At 39.5% G+C, this 18,312-nt stretch carries 18 protein-coding genes; 8 read left to right on the top strand and 10 right to left on the bottom strand.

Annotated elements, in window-relative coordinates:
- Nucleotides 1–15 precede the first annotated feature (15 nt).
- From porN to M1D52_RS05910, 4 genes are all read right to left on the bottom strand, one after another.
- Nucleotides 16–882: a type IX secretion system ring subunit PorN/GldN gene (gene porN, locus M1D52_RS05925; protein ID WP_013668427.1), complete on the bottom strand. Its 867-nt coding sequence runs from the start codon at nucleotides 880–882 to the stop codon at nucleotides 16–18.
- A gap of 10 nt (nucleotides 883–892) precedes the next feature.
- The gene (locus tag M1D52_RS05920) at nucleotides 893–2,188 is read right to left on the bottom strand and encodes a gliding motility-associated lipoprotein (RefSeq protein WP_013668428.1); all 1,296 of its coding nucleotides are present in this window, start codon (nucleotides 2,186–2,188) and stop codon (nucleotides 893–895) included.
- Nucleotides 2,189–2,484: 296 nt separating this feature from the next.
- Nucleotides 2,485–3,249 (bottom strand): uroporphyrinogen-III synthase, encoded by a 765-nt coding sequence (locus tag M1D52_RS05915; protein ID WP_013668429.1) that lies wholly within the window; start codon nucleotides 3,247–3,249, stop codon nucleotides 2,485–2,487.
- Between the two features lie 21 nt (nucleotides 3,250–3,270).
- Nucleotides 3,271–4,059, bottom strand: coding sequence for a DUF4271 domain-containing protein (locus tag M1D52_RS05910; RefSeq protein WP_168204603.1), 789 nt, complete (start codon nucleotides 4,057–4,059; stop codon nucleotides 3,271–3,273).
- A 457-nt stretch (nucleotides 4,060–4,516) separates the two neighbouring features.
- Between M1D52_RS05910 and M1D52_RS05905 the strand changes: the two genes are divergently transcribed.
- Nucleotides 4,517–5,953 (top strand): NAD-dependent succinate-semialdehyde dehydrogenase, encoded by a 1,437-nt coding sequence (locus tag M1D52_RS05905; RefSeq protein ID WP_437364485.1) that lies wholly within the window; start codon nucleotides 4,517–4,519, stop codon nucleotides 5,951–5,953.
- A gap of 108 nt (nucleotides 5,954–6,061) precedes the next feature.
- Here M1D52_RS05905 and M1D52_RS05900 read toward each other — a convergent pair whose 3' ends face one another.
- Together M1D52_RS05900 and M1D52_RS05895 are read right to left on the bottom strand one after the other, a co-directional pair.
- Nucleotides 6,062–7,030 carry an isopenicillin N synthase family dioxygenase gene (locus tag M1D52_RS05900; RefSeq protein ID WP_013668432.1) on the bottom strand — a complete coding sequence of 323 codons (969 nt, stop codon included), beginning with the start codon at nucleotides 7,028–7,030 and terminating at the stop codon, nucleotides 6,062–6,064.
- Nucleotides 7,031–7,179: 149 nt separating this feature from the next.
- Nucleotides 7,180–8,022 (bottom strand): alpha/beta fold hydrolase, encoded by an 843-nt coding sequence (locus M1D52_RS05895; RefSeq protein ID WP_130858578.1) that lies wholly within the window; start codon nucleotides 8,020–8,022, stop codon nucleotides 7,180–7,182.
- A 255-nt stretch (nucleotides 8,023–8,277) separates the two neighbouring features.
- Between M1D52_RS05895 and M1D52_RS05890 the strand changes: the two genes are divergently transcribed.
- Both M1D52_RS05890 and M1D52_RS05885 read left to right on the top strand, forming a co-directional pair.
- Nucleotides 8,278–9,396, top strand: a complete 1,119-nt coding sequence (locus M1D52_RS05890) for a M42 family metallopeptidase (protein ID WP_013668434.1) — start codon at nucleotides 8,278–8,280, stop codon at nucleotides 9,394–9,396.
- Nucleotides 9,397–9,454: 58 nt separating this feature from the next.
- Complete coding sequence (locus tag M1D52_RS05885) at nucleotides 9,455–10,600, top strand: MFS transporter (RefSeq protein ID WP_437364482.1); 1,146 nt, start codon at nucleotides 9,455–9,457, stop codon at nucleotides 10,598–10,600.
- Between the two features lie 96 nt (nucleotides 10,601–10,696).
- Here the strand turns inward: M1D52_RS05885 and M1D52_RS05880 are convergent, their stop codons facing one another.
- Nucleotides 10,697–11,722 (bottom strand): WD40/YVTN/BNR-like repeat-containing protein, encoded by a 1,026-nt coding sequence (locus M1D52_RS05880; RefSeq protein WP_013668436.1) that lies wholly within the window; start codon nucleotides 11,720–11,722, stop codon nucleotides 10,697–10,699.
- Nucleotides 11,715–12,572, bottom strand: a complete 858-nt coding sequence (gene folP / locus M1D52_RS05875; RefSeq protein ID WP_013668437.1) for a dihydropteroate synthase — start codon at nucleotides 12,570–12,572, stop codon at nucleotides 11,715–11,717. The genes M1D52_RS05880 and folP overlap by 8 nt, the downstream gene beginning before the upstream one ends.
- 227 nt (nucleotides 12,573–12,799) lie before the next feature.
- Between folP and M1D52_RS05870 the strand changes: the two genes are divergently transcribed.
- Genes M1D52_RS05870 through M1D52_RS05860 form a run of 3 tightly spaced genes read left to right on the top strand, consistent with a single transcriptional unit; the run spans nucleotide 12,800 to nucleotide 15,077 of the window.
- The gene (locus M1D52_RS05870; protein ID WP_013668438.1) at nucleotides 12,800–13,360 is read left to right on the top strand and encodes a DUF1599 domain-containing protein; all 561 of its coding nucleotides are present in this window, start codon (nucleotides 12,800–12,802) and stop codon (nucleotides 13,358–13,360) included.
- A gap of 6 nt (nucleotides 13,361–13,366) precedes the next feature.
- Nucleotides 13,367–14,551 carry a BT_3928 family protein gene (locus M1D52_RS05865; RefSeq protein ID WP_013668439.1) on the top strand — a complete coding sequence of 395 codons (1,185 nt, stop codon included), beginning with the start codon at nucleotides 13,367–13,369 and terminating at the stop codon, nucleotides 14,549–14,551.
- Between the two features lie 13 nt (nucleotides 14,552–14,564).
- Nucleotides 14,565–15,077: a shikimate kinase gene (locus tag M1D52_RS05860; RefSeq protein ID WP_130858582.1), complete on the top strand. Its 513-nt coding sequence runs from the start codon at nucleotides 14,565–14,567 to the stop codon at nucleotides 15,075–15,077.
- On the opposite strand, the gene M1D52_RS05855 is transcribed toward M1D52_RS05860, so the two are convergent.
- Nucleotides 15,072–15,362 carry a DUF721 domain-containing protein gene (locus tag M1D52_RS05855; RefSeq protein WP_013668441.1) on the bottom strand — a complete coding sequence of 97 codons (291 nt, stop codon included), beginning with the start codon at nucleotides 15,360–15,362 and terminating at the stop codon, nucleotides 15,072–15,074. The two genes, M1D52_RS05860 and M1D52_RS05855, sit on opposite strands and share 6 nt — an antisense overlap.
- 245 nt (nucleotides 15,363–15,607) lie before the next feature.
- Nucleotides 15,608–16,705, bottom strand: coding sequence for a DNA replication/repair protein RecF (gene recF, locus M1D52_RS05850; protein WP_013668442.1), 1,098 nt, complete (start codon nucleotides 16,703–16,705; stop codon nucleotides 15,608–15,610).
- 184 nt (nucleotides 16,706–16,889) lie between these two features.
- On the opposite strand from recF, the gene M1D52_RS05845 reads away from it, so the two are divergent.
- Nucleotides 16,890–17,543 carry a tetratricopeptide repeat protein gene (locus tag M1D52_RS05845; RefSeq protein ID WP_013668443.1) on the top strand — a complete coding sequence of 218 codons (654 nt, stop codon included), beginning with the start codon at nucleotides 16,890–16,892 and terminating at the stop codon, nucleotides 17,541–17,543.
- A gap of 32 nt (nucleotides 17,544–17,575) precedes the next feature.
- Nucleotides 17,576–18,070 (top strand): 6,7-dimethyl-8-ribityllumazine synthase, encoded by a 495-nt coding sequence (gene ribH, locus M1D52_RS05840; RefSeq protein WP_013668444.1) that lies wholly within the window; start codon nucleotides 17,576–17,578, stop codon nucleotides 18,068–18,070.
- Nucleotides 18,071–18,312: the final 242 nt, after the last annotated feature.

Here is an 18,312-nt window from a genome sequence, read left to right as displayed (position 1 = left end):
TCCTAAAAAGTTATATCAATAACTCCACAAATCGTGCTCGTAATCCATCAAGGCTTGCTTGATGCGTTCCGATTCGTATAGCTTATCAATTCCTTCTTTGTAATCCTTAATTCGCAGGTCTTCAGGATTTGATTGTTTAACGATATAGCTAGCGAATATCCTTTTTGTAAACACATCATCATAGCTTAAACCGGTAGCATCGTTGTTTCTGTTTACTACCTCTTTATTTACCAATATGTGTCTAGCTTCCGGAAAGTATACCCAAAATGCTGGCTGTGGGTCTAAATAAACATCAGCAGCCTTCACGGAAACTAAAGGTGCAATCCCAATAATACGGGGTTCAAAAACCGATCGTTGCTTATCAAATATCCAATCTTCCTTGATTCTGAATTTTAACACGCTATCAGTATTGAATTCACCTGATTGAAAACTCCCGCCGATCTGGTTGCCCTCAGCATCAAATTCAGGAACAAATACACTATCAGCCAAGTTGCTCATTAGCTTAGACGGATCTAAAGTTGTTTTAAAGCTGTCGCCGTTCGGATCGTCCTTAGTGGGTGTAGGATCATAGGCTGTCAGCTCACCGGCTTTAATTGCTTCCATCAAAATATCCATGAGCCGCGATTTAGGAGAAGCGAAACTAGCATTTAACCGGTCGCGCAGATCAATTTCACGCCATACTCGTTTACTATACATTACGTCAACACTTCTTATGTGCGAATAAGGAATCACTTTTCTATTCTCGATGTCAGACTTAACATAGTAGCCGTCTACCGGCGGTCCATCCTGTATCGGTGTAACGCTGTTCGATAAATTTTCTTGTTGTCCATATGCCTGACATAGAACCAATAAACCGATGCAAGTAAAAAATAGTCGTTTCATATCTATCGTTCTATAAATCGCGTCCCGCGTATGAAGTTACACATCTAAACCCGATATAAGATTTGGCTGTATCCTGGTACTCATAAGTTCGGGTAGAGTTCTGTAAAAAGTAACCAATGTCCTTCCACGACCCACCTCTAACAACTTTCCGTTTAAGTATTTCAGGATCATTACTTTTCGCCTCATATGAATACGTTGGATTCATATCGTGGATAAACGATGATGACGATTCCTCGAATGAAGAGGCTGTCCATTCTGCCACATTTCCTGCCATATTGTAAAGTCCATAGTCGTTGGGAAAATAAGAGTGTACAGGCACCGTATAAGCACCTCCATCATCTGCATAATTCCCTCTGCCAGGTTTAAAATTTGCCATTAAACACCCTTTTGCATTTCGGATAGTTGGTCCGCCCCACGGATAAGGGGCCCCATTTAGTCCTCCCCTGGCTGCGTATTCCCATTGGTGTTCTGAAGGTAATTCGTACGATAAGCGAGCTAATCGAGAAAGGCCAACCCTTTGGGCGTAATTTTCATATAAACGAGTACGCCATACAGCAAACGCTCTCGCTTGTCGCCAATTGACTCCCACCACAGGATAATCCTGAAAAGCCGGATGCGAAAAATATCCTTCTACCATAGGTTCGTTTTGAGCATAAGAGAAATCGGCTAGCCATACCAAAGTGTCCGGATAAATCCCGATCGTGTCGCGAATAATAAAATCCGAGCGTCGCATGTTTTTGTTATTTTTATTAGCGGCGGCCATGCGATGATTATAAATTTCGTAATGATATTTGAGCAAACGTACATCTAACTCGTCTCGACCAAAAATGCGATCATCTCCCTGATAGTACATCTGATTTAAGGCATCTTTATTATCATTCTTCTTTCCCCATAAACCATTGCCGTCCCCTACCTTTTGCCAATCGATAAAACGTTGCCCCGCATTATCACCTTCCTTTCCCTGTATAAAATATGAAGGATCATTTAAATACTGGGTGATGGCGATGGAATCCCTTACCCAATTGACAAACTGCCTATATTGACTATTTGAAATCTCAGTCTCGTCCATAAAAAAAGCAGATTGTGTAAACTGCCTGTTTTGTGCGATTTGTGCACTGGTGATATCTTCATCAGACTGACCGGCTATAAAGCTTCCAGCAGGAATAAAAACCATTCCTTTTGGGGCCTTACTCGATTTAAGTCCTTTCAGTCTAACACCTGTAAGTTCACCGCCTGCTTTACGATTACCACACGCACAAACAAAAAAGGACAACAACGCAAAACAACAATAGTAAATTTTCCTCATATTGATCATTATAACCACCTCATAATCACTCAATCAGCAAAAGTAAAGCAGCTCTTAGAACGCATTACAGCCTTGTAACAAATATAATTTGACTTATCAGGCTAAACTTTGTTCATTTTGTTCATTATTTGAACTGACAGATTTTTCAGGGATGCGACTAACTGAATTACAAATAGAAAAGTAATTCGATGCAAACGAATAAGGTTATCAAATTCTACTTCAATTTAATAACCATAAAAAAAGCAGAACTTTTTAGGTTCTGCTACTATATATTATTTCAGTTTTCTAAAACGATACTACTTATTAACTTTCTTAATGTACTGTTCAACGGCCATGGTCATACTTGGAGCTTCAGGTGTAGGTGCGGCAATATCTAGTATCAAATTTCTATCGGCTATTGCTTGATGGGTGCTAGGTCCGAAAGCAGCAATACGCGTATCATTTTGTTTAAAGTCAGGAAAGTTCTCAAATAGTGATTGAATGCTTGATGGACTGAAAAACACAATAATATCGTAAAACACATTTGCAAGATCAGACAGATCACTTACAACAGTTCTGAATAATACTGCAGGAGTAAAATCATAACCGTTTTCCTGTAACCAATTTTGCGTTTCTTCATTGGCTACATCCGAACAAGGATACAAAAATTTCTCCTTTGCATGCTTTTTGAGTACTTCTTCCAAATCTTGGGCAGTCTGCTTACCGAAGAAAATTTTCCGCTTTCTGTATTGGATGTACTTTTGTAGATAAAGTGCTATTGTTTCCGATAAACAGAAGTACTTAAGGTCGGCCGGAACCTCATACCGCATCTCTTCGCAAATCCGGAAAAAATGATCCGCAGCATTTCTACTGGTAAAAATCACTGCCGTGAAATCGGCCAGATTAATCCTTTCCTTTCTAAATTCTCTAGCCGGAACACCCTCAACATGAATAAACGCTCTGAAATCGAGCTTCAAATTATACTTGCTAGCTAAAGCAAAATAAGGCGATTTATCATTCTCAGGTCTCGGTAAGGTTACTAAGATGCTTTTTACTTTTTTTTCTCTATCTTCTGCTGCCACGTGTGTTTATTTTTGTTTCGGTTAAATGCCTAATAACTTGATCAAAATAAGTATTGGACCAACTTCGAGGGTGCAAAGATAAATAAATAAATAAAACTTTGAAAACTGATAGCTTTTTAAAACGGTATTTGAGGCGCGCAAAAACTGCATAGCAAAGACAAAAAGACCTACAGCACAAGAAACTAGTATCCAAACTTTTACATGATTTGTCGGCACTAAACTCAATACCAAAAGTAAAGGAAGAAAAATTATAGCAGCATTAAAATAACTTAAATATAATATAGAAATATAGTCTCTCACAAGTTTTTGAATACCAAATACAAAACCGATTGCTCGGGTTATTAATATTTTAACGACAAATAGCATCAATACAAGCGCAGTAATAGTAAAAAAAAGACCTATTTCCGAATATCCCAGTTGAAGCTGGCCATACGAAACGTACAAATACAAAAAAAGTCCAATGGTGAATCCGAATAATAGATATAGAAACACGAAAGGCCAAGACGTGATTAGATTATCTTCTTTACTAACCTGCAAAAGGACTCTATTACTATAAAAAGACGTAGCTATTGCTTCTAGGTCTTTCATAAAAAACATTCTAATGAGTGCAAAAAACAAGAACAGGGAAAACACAGTATATAAAACCCACCGAGGCCGATGTACCTTTCGTACCCCCAGTTGCTTACTTCCGCTGTAGTTAATATTTTTCCCCCATACAAGTGTATTCCCATCCGTAATAATGTAAACCTTTCTCAAACTATCTAAAAATTGGTTCTTACTTCCGCGAGCAAGGGGTTTTATATAGTGCATACGCATCGAATCACGGACTAGCGCCAGTGAATCTGCAACTCGCTCTAGCGAGTCCTTAACACGCTGCTTTTCAATGGCCCGTGCAAAACGGGCTGAGTCTCTTACTAGGTACTTCAAAGAGAGAGGCACTGGTTTACGTGACGACGTGTCCTGAACGGCAATGGCAGAAAAAAAAGCAAAACTAAACAGTAATAGAAAAACCAGCCGAATTTTTAGCATCTATATTGAATCGGATTTAAGCTGCAAAGTTAGTTGTTTCCAGGTAAAAGAAATAGACAAAACGATACTTTAGCTAGCTTCATCAATGGAATCATTTAATAAACGTATTTAGAAGCCCTCGATCGCCATAATCGGTTCTATAGACAAAAACCAAGAAACGAAATTAGTGTTAACTTTATAACGATTATATTGAGCCGCTGGCTATTTGAGGTGTTAAAACCGCTTTAAAGATTACGAAATGAAAACAAGAAATAAATTGATTAATGGTGCCGCATTTATAAATGGCGAGCCAATAACCGGAAGAAAAACATTTGATGTCATCAATCCTGCAACAGGCGAAGCGATCATTTCCGTAACTGATCTTACAGCTAAAGACATTGAGCAAGCTATAGATTCTGCTGAGGAGGCTTGGATATCGTGGAAAGCGACTTCGATTGCCGAACGCAGTACTGTTTTAAAGAAATGGTATGATTTACTTATCAAGCACACCGAAGAAATAGCGGAAATTATAACGATGGAGTCAGGTAAGCCATTGGAAGAAAGCAGAATTGAGGTAAACTATGGTGCCTCATTCGTTAGTTGGTTTGCAGAAGAAACGTATCGTGCCTACGGTGATCACATCCCATCGCCTACGAATGACAAACAAATTGTGACATTACGACAGCCGGTGGGCGTTAGTGCCGCTATTACTCCCTGGAATTTTCCTTTAGCTATGGTAACTAGGAAGGTGGCACCGGCACTGGCCGCTGGCTGTACGGTTGTATTAAAACCAGCCTCTCAAACACCACTTACAGCCATAGCCGTTGCTCGTCTTGCAGTAGAGGCCGGCTTGCCAAAAGGTGTACTTAATGTTGTAACGGGAAAGGATTCAGCTGGTATCGGTAAGCTTTTATGTACCAGTCGCGCCATAAGGAAAATATCTTTTACCGGCTCAACCGCGGTTGGTAAAACGCTTATGCAACAAGCTGCATCTACTATTAAAAAAATCTCATTAGAGCTTGGAGGAAATGCACCGTTTATTGTGTTTGATGATGCAAACATAGAGTTGGCAGTTCAAGGTGCCATTGCCTCAAAATTCAGAAACTCGGGCCAAACTTGTGTCGCGGTAAACCGATTTTTGGTGCAGGATGCAATTTACGAAAAGTTTGCGCAGCGAATAAGTGAAGCCATTGCGGATTTAAAAGTCGGAAATGGCTTAGAAAAAGGAGTAAAAGTTGGCCCGTTAATCAATCAAAATGGACTAAAAAAGGTTGAAGACCATGTACAAGACGCTGTAAAAAAGGGTGCAATAGTGCTTACAGGCGGAAAACCCATCGCTAATTTATTCTTTGAACCGACTGTGCTAAGTGACGTTCCCTTAAATGCAAAGATTGCACATGAAGAAACTTTTGGTCCGATCGTCTCCCTATTTCGATTTAAAACGGAACAAGAGGCTATAAATTTGGCGAACAATACGGAATTTGGGCTTGCTACTTACTTTTACAGTGAAAACGTTAAACGTTGTTGGCGTGTAGCAGAAGCATTGGAGGCCGGTATGGTGGGTATAAACGAAGGAGCCATTTCAACAGCGGTTGCACCATTTGGTGGCATAAAGGAATCCGGGCTTGGCCGCGAAGGTTCCAAATACGGACTTGAAGAATATATGGAAATAAAATATTTGTGTTTTGGGGTTTAGGGAGGATGGGAGTTAGGCGTTAGGCGTTAGGATTTGAGGGCTTTCTTAAGTTTTCACCTACCTAACACCTAACACCTTATATCTAAACCTTATACTTTACACCTTAAACTACATCTTCAGCCCAATCTCCCGGAGTCGTTCATCTAAATACTCACCAGCGGTACAATCCGGATAAATCTTAGGATGGCTTGCATCGACACAATTTTCTAAAGCAGCCAGACTCATTTCAGCTTTAGGATGTAAAAAAAATGGCACAGAATAACGTGAGGTTTTCATGAGCTCTTTAGGCGGGTTGACCACGCGATGCGTTGTAGATTTTAACTTATTGTTAGTAAGTCTTTGCAGCATATCCCCAACGTTAACTACAATATCCTCGCCATATGCTTTTACCGGATACCATGTACCGTTTCTTGTTAGTACCTCTAATCCATCTGCACTCGCACCTATCAGTAAGGTAATTAAATTAATATCTTCGTGCGCCCCGGCCCTAACGGCATCGGGCGCTATCTCATCCGGGTTTTCAATAGGAAAATAATGTATCGCGCGCAAGATGGAATTGCCGTTAATGACTTTGTCTTCAAAATAATCCTCTTCCAATTCCAAAAAACCGGCTATTGCTTTTAACAACGCACGTCCGGCAGTTTCCAGACGACGGTAAACTTCCTCTGTTACAGCATTAAAGCGCGGTAGCTCCCGTACTTCTACATTTTCAGGATACGATGCTCTCAACGTTTCATCGCCAATAATCGTTTGGCCGCGCTGCCAAAATTCTTTCAAGTCCGGGGTCTTCGCATCCTTTGCCTTTTCTTTACCTTTTGCTGTGTAACCACGCTGTCCAGCTAAACCGGGTATCTCATAAGCACGCTTTGCCTCTTCCGGTAAAGCAAAAAACTGTTTAACAACTTCATATAATTCATCGATGAGTTCTTTGTTCATTCCGTGATTGGCAACAGTGACAAACCCGGTATCTGTAAAAGCTTTCCCGATATCATCAGAAAATTGCTTCCGTTGTTCAGCGGTCCCTTCTGTAAAATCTAACAGGTTGAGACGAGGGATATTAATTGTAGTATTCAGCATATTGGTGGCTCTTAATCGAAATTAAAGATACGAAGCTTTTTTAAATATGTGAATGATGAAGAAAATATTCCAACTATCTGATTTATGATCAGCGATTTAATCTCCTATATACATCTATTGAGAAGACGTATCAATACACCTTAAACTTATCACAACGAATCACGAAAGAATAACAACAAATCGTTATTCAATCTTTCTTTGTGTGTCAAAAACAGACCATGTGGGGCACCTGGATAAAGAATAAATTGGCAATTTGCTATTAATGTACAAGCCACATTAGCACTTATATCTTCCGGAACAATTTTGTCGGCATCGCCATGAACGATGAGCGTGGGAACCGAAATATTAGCTAGGTCATCACGGAAATCGGTTTCCGAAAAAGCTTTGACGCATTGCTTGGTGGCTATGGGAGACGCTGTAAGTGCAATCGACATTTGATATTCCAACATCGCTTTACTTACCGGTTTATTAACCAAATTAACACCAAAAAAATCATTAAAGAAGCTTTCCAAAAAGGCAGGTCGATCGCTCACGAGCCCGTCAATCATTTCATTAAACACCTTTGCCTCCAGACCATCCGGGTTATCAGCAGTTTTAAGCATATAAGGTGTAACAGAGCTAAGTAACACAACCTTATGAATCCGACTGCTACCATAACGAGTAAAGTATCGAGCAACTTCACCTCCACCCATTGAAAATCCGACTAAGATCACCTGGTGTAAATCAAGCTGCACCAATATATCATTCAAATCATCAGCCAGCGTATCATAATCATAACCATGTAATGGACGGGACGACATGCCAAAACCTCTTCTGTCATAGGCGATGGACCTAAAACCTTGCTGAACAAAAAAGTCCACCTGCGGCTCCCACATTAGATGACTGGACGGCCATCCATGAATAAACACAAGAGGCTGACCCTCTCCTATGTCTTCGTAGCATAAAATAATGCGATCTTGACTTCCCTGATCAAACCTTTCTATGAAATTCATATTTTTTACCTTGAAGGTGAGTTTCTTCCAATAACGCAGAGAAAACTAAAATGTTTGTAAGTCACACCCATACGTGGGGTCCATTCTTTAATTACGATATAGAGAAAGACCTTTAATGTTTCCCGAATGAAACATCCTATTAAAGACCCAATCCGGTTGCCTACGTGACGGTGATCGACGAACGTAATTAATGAAAACTTTGTACTTTTGCTAACTTTACAGTATTAAGCCTTTTTAAGGAACATTATCACATATATGGCAAAATCAAAAAAGAATACCGATCAGCATCCGGTTGCAATTGTCAATGAAAAAGCTCTGCGCTTTTTCGAGAAGTACATAAACAATCCTTCACCTACAGGCTACGAATGGGAAGGGCAACGTATTTGGTTAGATTATATAAAACCTTATGTAGACGAAACATTTACAGACAGCTATGGCACGGCGGTAGCAGTAATTAATCCAAAGGCTACTTATAAGGTGGTGATAGAGGCTCATTCAGATGAAATTTCGTGGTTTGTTAACTATATTACAAATGACGGTCTCATTTATGTTATCAGGAATGGCGGCTCTGACCATCAAATTGCACCGTCTAAACGCGTGAATATACATGGCGACAAGGGCGTTGTCAAGGCTGTATTTGGTTGGCCTGCCATTCATACCAGAGGCGGGGAAAAAGAAGAAGCGCCTTCTTTAAAAAACATTTTTCTCGATTGTGGCTGTACAAGCAAAGAAGAAGTTGAAGCGCTGGGTATTCATGTGGGATCAGTTATTACCTATGAGGATGAGTTCATGTTATTGAACGACCGTTACTATGTCGGCCGTGCGCTCGACAATCGGGCCGGAGGTCTTATGATTGCAGAAGTTGCCAGATTGCTGAAAGAAAACAAAAAGAAATTACCTTTCTCTTTATATATTGTAAATGCGGTACAAGAAGAGGTTGGTTTACGCGGTGCCGAAATGATCACCCAAACCATTAAACCTAATCTCGCTATTATAACGGATGTGACGCATGACACGCAGACGCCGATGATCAACAAAATCACACAAGGTGATTTGGCATGCGGAAAAGGTCCCGTCATCTCTTATGCGCCGTCAATTCAAATTAACTTAAACAAGCTCCTGATCGATACAGCCATTGAAAAGAAAATTCCTTTCCAACGACAGGCTTCTTCACGAGTAACCGGTACCGACACAGACGCTTTCGCCTATTCTAATGGGGGGGTGCCATCGGCGCTCATATCTCTCCCACTCCGATATATGCATACCACGGTCGAAATGATTCATAAAGAAGATGTTGATAATGTAATTCGATTAATATACGAAGTACTTTTAAATATCAAAGCTGATCAGGACTTCAGAACTTTTGCCAAATAATTTAATTGCACTCGTATGCCTATATCACTTAGGCGTACGAGATGCTTAGCTATACTTAATGAAGTACCTCACGTTGTTTATGGCCATTTGCTGCGGCTTGGTCGTTGCTAACCTGTATTATTGCCAACCTCTGCTACCTCTTATAGCAGACGATTTTGGTATACGGGAAGCAGAAGCCGGAAGCATTACTTATATTACCCAATTAGGTTATGCAGCAGGTCTGTTACTCTTTGTTCCGCTAGGTGATCTATTGGAAAAGAAACAACAGATTATCGTTACAACCACTTTTTCCGTTATTGTCCTCCTCGGTGCGGCCTTTACAAAATCATTCCTTCTTCTACAGGTACTATGCTTTCTCATCGGATTGTTTTCGATTGTCCCGCAACTGATTATTCCGCTAGCGGCCAGCCTTGCTCCTGAGGAAAAACGAGGCAGTGTGATCGGCCTGGTAATGGGAGGGCTGTTGATAGGCATTGTCTCTTCCAGATCATTAAGTGGCTATATTGGGCACACTTTCGGTTGGCGACAAATGTATTATACAGCCGCCACTATCTGCTTTCTCCTAGTATTAATCATGCAAAGGGTATTTGTGAAAAGCAAGTCTACCTACCAAGGTACTTATCAATCGCTTATGTTATCGATTATCTACTATGTAAAAACATTTTCGCAACTACGAATCGCATCGATCAGCAATGCCATATCATTTGCCAGCATGAGTGCCTTTTGGGTTACTATGGTTTTATTTTTATCGGCTAAGCCCTTTGAATACAATACAGTTCAGATCGGTTTATTTGGCATTATTGGGGCCTCCGGTGCATTGGCAGCCCCTTTGGTTGGTAAGCGAAGTAGCGGAAGTATAGCGGTTGTTAAAAAGATATCTTTATTAGGTTTATTAGCACAACTACTTGGATATGTTGCTTTTTATTTTACGGGTAGTAAAATAATCCTGCTCATCATAGGCATCGTTTTAATAGATATAGGTCATCAAGCTTTACAGATTAGCAATCAAACGCTCATCTATTCGTTAAAACCGGACGCTAGAAATCGATTCAACACGGTATTTATGACCTCCACCTTTATAGGAGGTGCCGCGGGATCAGCTATTGGGATTTTTCTGTTTCATATGGGTGGTTGGAATATATTCTGTATAGGCATTAGCATATTAATCTTATGCAATATTCTTATTAATACGAAACGGCAGTAGGTATTAATTTTATACAGAAATAATTACCTGTTAGTTGATAGTTAATGGAAATAGAGCTTCAAAATGATCATTCCCGGCTCTTCCATCGTTCAAACACTATTTATTTGGTTCCACTAACCGATAAATACTTCCTTTATCGCCTGCTAACAGAACAAAACGGCCGCTTTCGGAAGATCGGACCACATTATAACCTTTTTCATCCATTAATTTCCATGATTGTCCGCTATCCATGGAAAGATCGGTGCCTGATGTGCCTGTTGCAATAACTAACGTATCATTAATAAATTCAACACAGGATTTAAAGCCAGACAACCTGGTTTTGGGTGCATTCCATGTTATGCCATTGCCTGATAATTGGATTACATTGTTGTTGTTTTTAAAATTCTTATAATCACCTCCAATAGCAACGAGCTGTTTTTGTCCGTTTATCGCTAACGAAAATATACCTTGCGAAGCTTCGCCCTGTTCAATAGGTACTTTATAACTCGTCCAAGATTGTCCGAAGTTATAAGAAAACAACAAACGTGCTTGCGTTCCACCGGTTCCAATCCACACTAAACCATTTCCTACTGTTCGAATGCTGGTACCACTTGCCGCAAAGCCCGCTTCTCCTGCTTTCATTTGGACGTTAGCTTCGTCACTAATATTTAGCCAAGTACGTCCACCATCCTCTGTCGCGACAAGCTGAAGTTTCCCCTCTATAGGGTCGCCAAATACGATTCCCCTTTTCTCATCCCAAAACCCCATGCCGTCGTAAAATATCTCCTTGATATCGTAACTATGCACTTTTTCCCACGACTCTCCTCCATCTTCAGTTAATAGAATGACAGCAGGGCTTCCCGCATTTACCATAACCGCTTTTTTATCTGAAAAAGCCACTACTGACCGAAAATCGAAATCTTCGTAACCCTTGGCAATTAGCCAAGTCCAGTTTTTGCCTCCATCTGTTGTTTTCGCGATGGTTCCTTTCGTTCCGGTAATCCAAGCCACACTGTCATTTGGAATAGACATTCCTCTGAAGCTGACTTCGTTTCCTTCTTGCAGTTTCTCTAGCTTGTATTGCTGACCTTTTGCGGCACCTATAACAATAAAAAAAATAAAAGATAGTATAAATTTATTCATAGTATGAACTCCTTTTAGCTTCACCGGCACGGGTTTTCATGACGAGTTTTCTGACTTCAACCGCTTCTTTAACATCATGTACCCTGATCATTTCAACGCCTTTAAACAGTAAGATTGTATTTAATACACTGGTTCCGTTTAATGCTTCTTGAGGACTGCTATTTAACAGCTTATATATCATTGATTTTCTCGACACGGCACCCAATATGGGAAGCCCCAAGACTCTCAACTCTTCAATCCTACTCAGTAACAGATAGTTCTGTTCTAATGTTTTGGCAAAACCGAAGCCGGGATCAACTATAATATCCTTGACCCCTGCTGAACGCAACGCCTCTATCTTCTTTGTTAGATCACTGGTAATATCGTTTATCAGATCTTGATAAGCGGTTTCATTTTGCATGGTTTCGGGCGTCCCTTTACTGTGCATAAGTACATAGGGAACACCCAGTCTGGCGATAGTAGTAAACATTTTTTCGTCAAGATTTCCTCCTCCAATGTCGTTAATTATATGAGCACCGTATTTAACTGCCTCGATAGCAACATCCGCACGAAAGGTATCAATGGATAAAACAGCGTTTGGGTAAGTTTTTCGAATAGCATCAACTATTGGTAGTAATCGGTCCAACTCCTCTTGGAAATCCACCACGCGTGCACCAGGTCGCGACGAGTAAGCACCAACATCAATTATATCCGCCCCTTCTTCTAACATCGTTCCCACTCTATCCAATGCATTATTAAGGTTATTATGCTTTCCACCATCAAAAAAAGAATCGGGTGTCATATTGAGTATCCCCATTATCTTGGGTATGTGGAAATCCAACAATTTACCGCCTACATTGCAAAATTTCATATATCTAATTGAGCAGGTATTGAACCCGAGTTAATGCTTAGGATCGACTATCTTTTGCAAACTTAGAGAAAAAGCGATTATCATGCAATAAATTGATTTCTGACAAGGGGCTTTTACATTCCGATGTGTTTTTTTAAATTTCAATTCGATATATTCGAAATAGATTTTTTTTTGTGTTAGGTTTGCAAGACTTAAGAGAATGATAAATACACGTGAACAGGAACCAAATGAATACATCGACGGCTTACGATATAATTATTAGCAAGTGTAGAGATCTGTTTGTGAAAAAAGCGGCGGACTATGGGACGGCTTGGCGCATTATGCGGCTGCCCTCTGTTACCGATCAGATTTTCATTAAGGCCCAACGGATCCGGACAATTGAAGAAAACAAATTCGCCAAAATTCCCGATGATATTCCGTCTGAGTACATTGGTATTATCAATTACTGTATAATTGCCATGATTCAACTCGAGCTGCCGGCCGATACAGAGGAGAATTTGCCTATTGAAAAAGTGAAAGAATTGTATGACCGATATATTAACGAAACAAAAGAGCTAATGCTTTCAAAAAATCACGATTATGGTGAGGCTTGGAGAGACCTCCGTATCGGCTCACTCACTGACTTGATTTTGATGAAAATATTCAGAGTAAAACAAATTGAGGATAACAGCGGATTAACTCTTGCCTCTGAGGGCGTAAAAGCTAATTATCAGGATATGCTTAACTACTCCGTTTTCGCACTTATAAAATTAAGGCACCTGGAGGAAGAACAAGTTCCAAACATATAAAATGCTATGAACGCTACAACCGTAAAGCAACATAAAAGTTCCCTTCTATTGATATTTTCCCGTTTGTTCGTTGGCTTTTTATTTGTTTTCTCCGGATTAATCAAAGCGAATGATCCGATAGGATTTTCATACAAACTTCAAGAATATTTTGAGGTCTTTCATGTAGCATTCCTTAACAACTATGCCGTTGCTTTTGCCATTGTTTTATGCAGTTTGGAAATAGTGTTCGGAATTTTATTGCTTTTCGGCTTATATAGCAAAAAGGTGGCTCTCGGCCTACTGCTACTTATAGTGTTTTTCACCTTTCTTACTTTTTATTCGGCATTTTTCAATGTAGTAACTTCTTGTGGCTGCTTCGGCGATGCTATAAAACTGACACCGTGGCAGTCTTTTAGCAAGGATTTGATTCTGTTATTTTTTATTCTCATTATTTTTTTGAACAGAAAAAAAATACAGCCTCTGTTTTCCAATGAGATCAGCCAAGCACTTACCCTTTCGGCTGCCATTGTTCTAAGCATAGGAATTGGAGTTTACACTTACAGTTTTTTACCCTTCATCGATTTCCTCCCTTATAAAGAAGGAAATAATCTACCTGCCTTGATGCACGTTCCCAAAGGAGCACCGTTGGATGAATATGAAATCACCTATACACTTCAAAATAAAACGACGCAGGAGACCAAATCGGTGACAGATAAGGTTTATCTTCAGCAGGAGCTTTGGAAAGATGAAAATTGGGAAGTTATAGGCGAACCCACAAGCCGTTTAATAAAAGAGGGATATCAAGCCCCCATTAAAGATTTGAGTATAACCGATGCTCAGGGTGTTGATTATACAAAGGAAATCATTGAAAACCCTTATTACAACCTGATATTTGTTGCCTATAATCTTGATCAGACAAATCCAAAGGCATTGAATAAAGTGAATGATCTTGCGAAACGGGCTTCGGAAGAGTATAATGTTCGAGCGGTGCTACTCACTGCTAGTACAGCACAAGACGTGAGCGAACTTGACCATCAGACTAAACTTTATGCGGAAACCTTTTTTGCCGATGCGGTTCCTCTAAAAAGCATGGTACGGGCGAATCCCGGTATCATTTTACTTAAAGATGGCGTCGTTGTCAAAAAGTGGCACTATCGCACGCTTCCTACTTTTGAAACCTTAGCCAAACGATATTTTGAACATTTAGAATAAGCAGTTATATTTCATGTTAAAAAAACATATCTTCCTAGTGGGCTTTATGGGTGTTGGAAAAACTACGAATGGTAAAAAGCTGGCCCAAGCGTTAAATAGAAAATTCATAGACTTAGATGAAACTTTCGTAGAGCAGGCAGGTATGTCCATTACTGACTATTTTAAGAAGCATGGAGAGGAAGCTTTTCGTGTCAAAGAAAGAGATATCCTACAAAATCTTTCGGCTCCCGAAGCTGCAGTGATAGCGACTGGAGGTGGAGCGCCTTGCTTCTTCGACAATATGGAATGGATGAATAAAAATGGCATCACGATCTATCTGCAAATCCCCACAGCTGCTTTGGCGAAACGATTAGCCGCAAGCAAAAGACATAAACGACCATTGATACAGGATTTGAGTGAAGAACAAATTTTTGAATTCATCAATGAGCGAATGCTCGTTCGGCATCCATATTATGCTCAAGCACATCATCATATCAATGTCATCGATCTCAATATTGATGAGCTTATAAAAAACTTGAACTTATAGAATAACTACATCTTCGATTACTACTCGGCCTACATATTCATTAAGTTTGCCTATAATCTGAGAACGCATCAGGATCAGCTCATTTTTTATAACAGCCGATTCTACTCTTACGAACAGCTTCTTGTCCCGTATAAATAATTGTCTCGTGCGATTGGCGATCGCAGTTCCCATTAAGTCGGGCCATGCAGCCAATATAGAAGTTTCATCAAATTTCCGCCGCAGTTTCAATGCGTCTAGGTATTGACTAATCGCTTCTTTCAATGTCTTATCATTTGTACGGCCCATTTGTAATTTGGATAAAATATTGATGTCAAAATATAGCAAAGCCTGCTCAACGATGGCTTTTTATTTGACCAAAAGATTAAGCCAACCTATTCTTTTTATTTCCGCTTGTCATTCGTATCAAAAACTATTATTGGCTCACGTATTGACGTCAAAGTTACAAATAGACTAGTCATTTTAAGCAAAAGTTTTCAACATTATCCGAAACGCTAACTGACATATTAGCTAGTTTGCATTATTGGCCTCCGTTATCGTATTTTTCCGTTGGAAACCTCAAAAATACGAACGTCAACATCAATTCCATGAAAGGTATTTCGAACACGTTCAGCACTGGTATCAGTAATAAAAATCTGCCCAAAATCATCGTGGGAAACCATTTCCATTAACTTTCTGGTACGCTTGTCATCTAATTTATCAAAAATATCGTCTAACAGTAACAAAGGCTTAAATCCTTTTCTTTCGCGCAAAAAGCTATATTGTGCCAGCTTCAATGCAATTAAAAACGACTTTTGCTGCCCCTGTGAACCGAACTTCTTCAATGGCATCCCATGAATAGTAAATAACAAATCATCCTTATGGATACCTGTCGTAGTTCGTTCCAAGGCACGGTCCTTTGATAACGTGTTGTTCAGCAAATCGACAAACCTGTTCTCAAACAACTGCGATTCGTAAACCAGCTCAACCGGTTCGGTATCATTGGTAAGGTGTTGATAGTGTTTGTTAAAAATTTCTATGAAGGGATTAATAAAAAGTTTACGTTTCTCAAAAATCTGCTCACCTACCAAAACTAATTGTTCATTATATACTGCTAATAAATCATCATCGTAGTTTTTGCTCAACGCTTGTTGCTTCAATAAGCTATTTCTACTTTGAAGATACTTATTATATAAGATCAAATCGTCCAGATATCGATTATCCGTTTGTGAGATGACATTATCTATAAACTTACGCCTCTCCTCGCTTCCTTCTGAAATAATAAAAGAATCATTAGGAGAAATCATTACCAAGGGATATACGCCTATATGATCGGCTAAGCGCTGGTAATCCTTTTTATTTTTCTTAAATTGTTTTTTTTGGTTTCGTTTTAAGCTACAAGCTAAAACGTCTTCCTGATCGCCCTTTTCAAACACACCCTGTACCATAAAAAAGTCAGCTTGTTGTTTGATTTGCTGCGAATCTATTGGGTTAAAGTAACTCTTACACAAGGAAAGGTAATGCAATGCATCTAAAATATTCGTTTTCCCCGCACCATTATCACCGGTGAAAGCATTTACGCCAGGTGCAAATGTCAACGACGCCTCTTCATAATTTTTAAAATTGATTACCGTTAATTCTTTAACCCACATAGGTACAAACATAGATAAATAAGCAGCAAGACACAAATTAGGTTGGAAGGCGAGGTTATAAGCTGGATGGGATACGGGCTTATACCTCTGCTAAAAATCTTTTACCTTAGGTTCTTGTATCTAAGGTTTAAAAATGTATTTTTGCAATCTTAAAAAACTGAACTCAAATTAACCAAAAAATAACGTGAGCGTTAATAATACAAAAAACGGCGGAACAGGAAGTTTTATCCGCGATAATCAAAAGAGTCTAGCATTTATTGCCATTGGAATTGTTGTTTTAATTTTACTTTATATCGGTTATCAACGTTTCTATCTGGCACCAAGGGCAGAAAGAGCTACCAATGAAATGTTTAAGGCAGAAGAGTACGCTATGGTAGATTCTTTACAGAATAGAGCGATTGATGGAGATGGTTCTTACCCTGGCTTTAAAGAAATTGCAGAAGAATATTCGAACACAAAATCGGCTAATGTGGCGAATGCGTACTTAGGTGGTTTGTATTTGCGTCAAGGTAAATACCAGGAAGCTGTCAATGCCTTATCAAAATATTCAGATACCGGAAGCCCAATTATAGACCCGCTGGTAACAGGTCTATTGGGTGACGCCTACACTGAATTAAAAGACTATAAAAAGGCGGCCGATCAATACAAAAAAGCGGCAAGTAAAAGCGACAACTCTTTTACGGCTCCTTTATTTCTAAAAAAATTGGGCTTGGTGTACGAAGCACAAAACGATTATAAATCGGCATTAGAGAATTACCAAAAAATTAAAAAAGACTACCCACAGAGCTATGAAGCTTCTATCATTGATGGTTATATTGCTCGATGTGAAGCCCGTTAATCTTGTGCTATTATACGACTGAGACTATTTAAATGGCAACTAACTTAAAAAATTTGTCTGACTTCTCCCATATTGAAGTGGGCTCTGCATCCGATTTGGAGATTGCTATTGTTGTTGCACAATGGAATGCACAAGTGACTTCTCCCCTTTTAGAAGGTGCATACAATCTGCTTTTGAAACAAGGCGCCGCTGATCATAAAATTCACATCTTGAACGTACCTGGAAGCTATGAATTAAGCGCCGGCGCCGATATTATTCTGCGTAAAAAGCAAATTGATGCAGTAATATGCATAGGCTGTGTTATCCAGGGTGATACTCCGCATTTTACTTTCATATGCGATGCGGTAGCAAATGGTATTACAAATGTATCCCTGAAACACAATAAACCGGTCATCTTCGGCGTACTCACTACCAACACATTGGAACAAGCGTTGGAACGAGCGGGAGGCAAACATGGCAATAAGGGCGAAGAGGCTGCGGTTACTGCCATTCAAATGGCCAACTTGAGCAAGTCAATACAAGCTTAGCTATAAAATATTTGTAAATTACCTATATTTAGGCTATGTTTACGTGTTTTATATAATAAATGGATCATGAGAAATTTACTGATTTATATGTTAGTGCTCGCTTTAGGTATGCTTTTATCCCAAGGCTGCGCTCGTAAAACATGTCCGGCTTATAACTCCTATCCGAAGGCAAAAAGGCTACGATAAGCGGTAGTTTTTAATCTTAAATACCCTCGCTTGAAACAATTTAACGCATAACTTGT

Source organism: Olivibacter sp. SA151 (genome assembly GCF_054130995.1).
The sequence above is the reverse complement of the archived record's forward strand: the minus strand, read 5'-3'. Positions and strand labels throughout refer to the sequence as shown.